This window comes from Vibrio splendidus 12E03 (genome assembly GCF_000272105.2).
GTDB lineage: Bacteria > Pseudomonadota > Gammaproteobacteria > Enterobacterales > Vibrionaceae > Vibrio > Vibrio splendidus_I.
Window position 1 is genome coordinate 1 of the sequence record NZ_AJZD02000149.1, and the last position, 3,196, is coordinate 3,196.

Below are 3,196 nucleotides of genomic sequence, written 5' to 3' on the forward strand. Positions count from 1 at the left end.
AGTTCCATTGAATTACGCAACAAAGCCGAGTCCCTGTTAAGCAATTTGTTATGTATCTGGCCACCGCTATCTTAGTGAGCGCTTTTGCTATTATATTTAGCTATTGAAGAAATTCTCAGGCCATAAATGTTCAGGTAAATGTTGCCGAATTAAATCAGCTTGAGACTGATAGCCCCTTGCCTCTAACTCACGTACAAACACAGGCCACGGTGGAATATTACTTTTATAAACGTTACTAGAAGATGTTGACATGCCTCCACCTTGAGCTGTAGATAAGCCGCCATATTGAGCAGTTGACAGCCCACCATACTGAGCTGTTGATAAGCCACCGTATTGAGCCGTAGATAAGCCGCCATATTGAGATGTAGACAAACCACCGTATTGTGACGTCGACATACCACCATACTGTGACGTGGACATTCCACCGTATTGAGATGTTGACATGCCACCATATTGTGAGGTCGACATACCACCATACTGTGATGTAGATAAACCTCCACCTTGAGCTGTACTCAAGTTACGAGGCCAAGTCTTAATATTTTCTATAATTGGTCTAGCCATTGACTACCTTCTTATTTTATTACGATACATAACAGCTATTAGACAGAGAATTTCTGTATTTAAATACAGCGTTTTTCTATCTAGTTTCCCATGCTGCCTATCTTAAGCGACTTACTCCATTTATAACAATGACTTATCACTCTTGATTTGTGATTGAACAAGGAAATGTAAGGATTTTTCTATCTAAAAAAACTAAATGAAGAAAACTTGATAATTTATCTGGAGAGTATTGTTAAAACAAATTTACTATTGATAATAAAGACAATATTTCCACTTCAAAAAATCCAGTTATTTACTCATTTGTAATTAAGATAAAAACTGAAAAATATCGAAATTAACTTAGAGAAATTCATTCTATAAATTAAAACAAAGCGGGTTTTAATAACTCTCGCCCCTTCATACGTTTACGATAAATAATAAAATTAGATTTTATAAAAACAATTTGATCAATAAGCTTTTTTGTAAACTTTGAATTACATACTCTAAAAATAAATCTCCCTGATAAACTTGTCATAATTCCAAATGCTCTTCCAATCTTGATTCGCAACACATGGCATTAGCGTGTTGCATATAGACTTCCTATAAAGTCGTTGGGAAGAAGGAGTTTATATTAAAATCAGGAACGAAAAATGAACCAACAACGTCAACTAAGCTGGAAATTAGCAGCTATTCTAGGTACATCTTTTGGCTTTAATACACACGCTGCAGAAATGGTCAGAGTCGATAATGATGCATTACTACAACAAAGCCTCGTCGCTCAGTCGAAGAGTGTTGCTCCACTTGAATTAGGTTTTTCTGAAGTTAAACGGGTGGTATTACCCAATGGAAAAACCAAAGTCCGCTATCAACAAACTCACTTAGGTTTACCCGTCTTTGATACTTCGGTCGTGGCTACCCTTTCCAAGAACCAACCCACTCAGGTGTTCGGCTCCATGGCACAGGGGATCAGTGGTGACCTATCCAGCATCGCGCCAAAACTGAATCGAGAACAAGCGATTGAAGCTGCGATATCCTCTCACCGCACGTTTACTGTCGGCAAAAAGTCGATTGAAAACAAAAACGCGAAACTAATGGTGAGATTGGATGAGAACCAAGTCGCCCAAGTGGTGTATCTGGTCGATTTCTTTATCGCGTCCTCAATGCCAGAGCGCCCTTTCTACTTTATTGATGCCACGACTGGCGATGTGCTCCAAAAATGGAATGGACTAAACCACGCTAAAGCATTAGGTACTGGCCCCGGTGGCAACCTCAAAACCACTCGATATGAATATGGCAGTGACTTCCCTAGCTTTCCTATCGACAAAACAGGCACAACTTGTAAGTTAGAAAATGAATCCGTTAAGACAGTCGATTTGAGGAACGGAACCTCTGGTAGCACAGCCTACAGTTACAACTGTGCCGACGGCACCAACTACACCGATCACAAATACATTAACGGGGCTTACTCGCCTCTTAACGATGCGCACTATTTTGGTAATGTCGTATTCGATATGTACAAAGAGTGGATGAACACATCGCCTTTAACGTTCCAACTGACGATGCGTGTTCATTACGGTACCGATTATGAAAATGCCTTCTGGAATGGCTCATCCATGACATTTGGAGATGGCAAAAATACCTTTTATCCATTAGTCGATATCAACGTGAGTGCTCACGAAGTCAGCCACGGGTTCACCGAGCAAAACTCCGGTCTTGTGTACCGAAATATGTCGGGTGGTATGAATGAAGCCTTCTCAGACATTGCGGGCGAAGCGGCTGAATACTACTTGCGTGGCAATGTGGATTGGGTGGTCGGTAGCGATATATTCAAGTCTGAAGGTGGCTTGCGTTACTTTGATCAACCTTCAAAAGATGGTCGCTCGATTGATCATGCCTCTCAATACTACGATGGTTTGAACGTTCACTTGTCTAGCGGTGTTTACAACCGCGCCTTTTACCTTTTAGCGAACAAATCGGGTTGGAATGTACGTAAGAGCTTTGAAATATTCACCGTCGCAAACCAACTGTATTGGACGGCAAACAGTACCTTTGATGCCGGTGCTTGTGGCGTAGCGAAAGCCGCAGCAGACATGGGCTATGTGGTTGCCGATGTTGAAGATGCTTTTAACACGGTAGGCGTTAATGCAAGTTGTGGTGGAACGCCTCCAACTGGCAATGTATTAACGAAAGGCACACCGATTGCGAACCTAAGCGGGAATCAATCTTCAGAGAGCTTCTACACGTTCACCGTTGATTCAGCATCAAACGTGACGGTTTCAATGTCTGGCGGCTCAGGTGATGCTGACCTTTATGTGAAATCGGGAAGCAAGCCAACCACATCAAGTTACGATTGTCGCCCTTATCGTGCTGGAAACAACGAACAGTGCAGTGTGAGCGCGCAACCGGGCGTGACCTATCATGTATTACTGCGCGGATACTCAAACTACTCAGGCCTAACATTGCGTTTAGATTGAGTTAGAACGAGCCTCTTAAACAGGTTATAAAACGAAGAACTAGCGGTTAACCACGAAATAAAAACCTACTCACTTTGAGTAGGTTTTTTCGTGAAACACCAGTGTAGTTAATAATATTGTAAATTATTTACTGATACGCTTATTAATTTATAAATATCAAGGATACTTAGGCATTGTTTTAT

Annotated in this window: 2 protein-coding genes; one reads left to right on the plus strand and one right to left on the minus strand. The window is 41.4% G+C overall.

All coding sequences use genetic code 11. The annotated features are described in order from the left end of the window. Positions 1–96 precede the first annotated feature (96 nt). Positions 97–561 (minus strand): hypothetical protein, encoded by a 465-nt coding sequence (locus tag A142_RS11105; protein ID WP_019820597.1) that lies wholly within the window; start codon positions 559–561, stop codon positions 97–99. A 629-nt stretch (positions 562–1,190) separates the two neighbouring features. On the opposite strand from A142_RS11105, the gene A142_RS11110 reads away from it, so the two are divergent. Beyond that, positions 1,191–3,014, plus strand: a complete 1,824-nt coding sequence (locus A142_RS11110) for a M4 family metallopeptidase (protein ID WP_019820599.1) — start codon at positions 1,191–1,193, stop codon at positions 3,012–3,014. Positions 3,015–3,196: the final 182 nt, after the last annotated feature.

What these genes read in the sequence shown, in the direction of transcription:
- A142_RS11105 (WP_019820597.1), bottom strand. Translation starts at nt 561, where the DNA reads ATGGCTAGACCAATTATAGAAAATATTAAGACTTGGCCTCGTAACTTG.
- A142_RS11110 (WP_019820599.1), top strand. Translation starts at nt 1,191, where the DNA reads ATGAACCAACAACGTCAACTAAGCTGGAAATTAGCAGCTATTCTAGGT.